General features: G+C 34.3%; 2 protein-coding genes. Both read right to left on the reverse strand.

Annotated features, from left to right (window positions below):
* Positions 1–313: 313 nt before the first annotated feature.
* Positions 314–1,342 (reverse strand): transposase, encoded by a 1,029-nt coding sequence (locus Q9R24_RS14890; protein ID WP_081399017.1) that lies wholly within the window; start codon positions 1,340–1,342, stop codon positions 314–316.
* A 192-nt stretch (positions 1,343–1,534) separates the two neighbouring features.
* A complete protein-coding gene (locus Q9R24_RS14895) occupies positions 1,535–3,148 on the reverse strand; it encodes a sulfatase-like hydrolase/transferase (RefSeq protein WP_311204770.1) in 1,614 nt (537 codons plus the stop codon).
* Between the last annotated feature and the right edge of the window lie 186 nt (positions 3,149–3,334).

Here is a 3,334-nt window from a genome sequence, read left to right on the forward strand (position 1 = left end):
GTAAAAAAGCATGTCAGTAATATTTTTAATAATATAAAAAAATAAATATATATCATATACTTACGTTTATAACTAATTGTGACACGCTATTGTGACACGCTTTTTTTTTACTGGATTCGCTTTAACTGACATGAAAAAAAGCATGTCAAAGGTATGTCAAGTAGCATGTCAAACAGAAAATTTACTTAAATCATTGTATTTTATTTATTTTATTATTGATTGTGACACGCTTTTTGATTGTGACACGCTTTTTGAAGGTTTTATAATTTTCTTTTCTACAGGTAGAAATATCTAAATTAGGACTTACGCACTGTTATTTATAGACTCTCTGTGGTAGCAGATGATTTTTATCGAGAATAAAGTCATCAATGAAGTTTTTGATCATTGGTCTAAATAATTTCTTCTGCCAATGATATACATTTTCAAAGATCCCCTCAAACTGGTTCTTTTGTATCTCAACGTAGGCCATTAAGGCTGAAAAAATATGATTCAAAATCAGTTTAGACCGTCTTACTTGAAACTTTTCAATATGACAAACCTGTTTAATCACTCGGTGATATTGTTCTATTTTCCAATGACTTGAATGTAATTCATGAAAACCCTCAAAGGACAATAAATCATCTTCATCTTGATGCACAATATAAAACCTCTGCTGTTCTTTTAACTGAGTCTTAAATAATTGTACAAAGCCAAAATCTTTGAGCCAGACCACTTGACCCTGATGGAAATCTGGCAATAAACGCAGTTGAAACCATTGTCCTTTTTCTGGGGAAACCTTACGGTTACTGTCGACACCAAACATAAATCGAATACCATATTTTCTTATGGTTTTTAGATTTTCAGTCGATGAATACCAACTATCACCTGTAATAAATTGAATCTTTGCACCCCAACTGAGTACTTCACTTAACATATCCATAAAGTAATCATTCTTGGTTTTACTTTCAGATTTGTCATAAATTCGGAAATTAATTGGAATATTTTGACCATTTTGATCTGTCGCATACAAGGTAATGAGATTAATACCTTTGACGGATCGGTGGTGTTTGCCTGACCAAAAATAGCTAACTAAGTCCATATGCTGACTATACGGTTTATCTAAAACAGTATCATCAATACTGACTATAAGTTTATTATTATCAATATGTTGAATTGCTTCTTGATATAGGTCGTGAGGTGTGTAGTCTTCACGCTCTAGAAAGCGATTTACACTATCATGCGAGATATTATAAGTCTCGGCAAGTTGTGTGCAGCTAATAGAGTTCGGTTCTGTCATGAGAAAGCCCATATAAATGGGTAATGTACAAGTTGCTGTAGAAGCATGTTTAATTCGTCTGATCACAGATACTTTATAAAGTATTTTAATACTTTTTTGAATCTGTCAATGCGTAAGTCCTATTTAATTAAAGCAGTCAGTGTGCAAATTAAGTTTATCAAACGGATGACAATAAGATGATAATTTTATGAATTTTTTATAGATAAAAAATAAACCCAGCTTAACCTATTGATCAAACTGGGAGAGATAATAATTTTCTTAGGATTTATTTTCCCAGTAGGGCCAATTTGCCTCAGGTGTAAAACGATAATCTTGATCTAGCCAATACGAATGATTGGAAGAGGATTTATCTTTCAAGCCCATGATATGCATTAAATTCTGATCCAGTTCAGCAGTATTGAGATTTGTGTCTTTATTCACGCCTGTTAAATTTAACTTATCCGACCACATGATGACAGGAACTTGGTAGCCTGCTTTGGTCGTTGGGCTATGACCAGCATAATCTAGTTCATGTCCAACTTCATTGCCGTGATCTGAAACTACCGTGAAAGATCTAAAATCAGGTAAATGATCAGCTCTTAAAGTGTCCAGCATTTTTGCCAATAAATGATCTTCATATAGCACTGCATTGTCATAATCATTACGTAAGGAAAGAATCCAAGGATCGATATTTCGTGCTTTTAAATCTGATTCAACACGATCATTACTATTACTATTAAATTTATTGAATGTCGTTGGGTAGCGTTCTTGGTAATTAGGATGAGTCCCGATCAGATGTAAAATAATAAGTTTCTTTTCGACGGGATCAGCAAGTGCCTGCTGGTAAATGGGAAGTAAATTTTCATCTAAAGATGAGCTGCTACGACCTGAACGGGTATTTTTATAAATAGCTTGATCCGCATAAGAACCAAACAATGATGATAGATAACTATCATCTTGATTACTTAGCCAATAAATTTTATATCCTGCTGCTCGAGCATAAGCCAATACACTTTCGGGTGAATATTTCTTATGTTCTGATGCAGGGCTTTCAGTCAATAAAACACGTAAAGCATTGATGGTAGATGGTGATGGCGAAAACGCATTACAAAAAACTTTGATCTCTGAAAGTCGTTTATTCAACTCAGGAGTGGTATCTCTAGGATAACCGCAAATGCCAAGATTCAAACTGGTTAAGCTTTCAGAAAGCACAAGGACATGGGTTTGTTTACCTTTGGCCTGTCGCGTCATGACTAGGTTTTTTTCAGCACTTAAATCCCATTGCTTATGTACATTTTTATGTTGTTTTACTCGCCCGCGGAAATCTTGAATCTTAGTTTGATATTCTGTCCAAAAAATAAGAGGATGCACCTTGCGAGAAGGTTTCATCAAATAGCTAGTCAGACTTAATACGGTAAGCAAAATGATAAATGAGCGAAAGATTTTACTTTGCCAAATTTGCTCTACATGTTGAACTTTAATTAATTTAAAGACTGCAAAACTATGCAGCGCGATGAGAATAATTAAACTGATAAAAACAGTAGATACTGCGACTGAATGAAGTTGTAGAAATTCCCAAATTTCTTGGCGATTAGTATTGGCAATCGCTTCAATAATAAAGTAGGCTTCACTATCACTACTAAAAAGAAACCATGTACTTGATCTGAGCAGTGAGTCGAGTAAAAAAATAAACCACCACAACAAAGAAAAAATATACCAGTATGTATTTCTTCGTGTGATTGCAAAGTAAGTAAAAATAACGCCTGGTAGGGATAAAAAACCTAGACGTAAACCATCTGATAGGTTTCCTGCAACAATTAACAAACCACCTGTAACGAGAGCAGGCCACAGAATAAGTAGCAGAATATTAAAACTTTTTAAGCTTGCCGTCATAAATGTCAAGTACAATGGGAGAGAGCGCCAAAAACGCTAATATCTGTGGAAGTTCTTGACCTGTCAATCTGTATTTGTGAAGTATTTGATTGCGCAGTAAATTAATTTTAAATGTATGATCTTCTGATGTGGTTCTAGGATTTTAGACCACGTCTATAAGTGATAATCTACTCCCCAATAAGCATG

The organism is Acinetobacter sp. RRD8 (assembly GCF_031844225.1).
In the GTDB taxonomy this organism is placed as follows: domain Bacteria; phylum Pseudomonadota; class Gammaproteobacteria; order Pseudomonadales; family Moraxellaceae; genus Acinetobacter.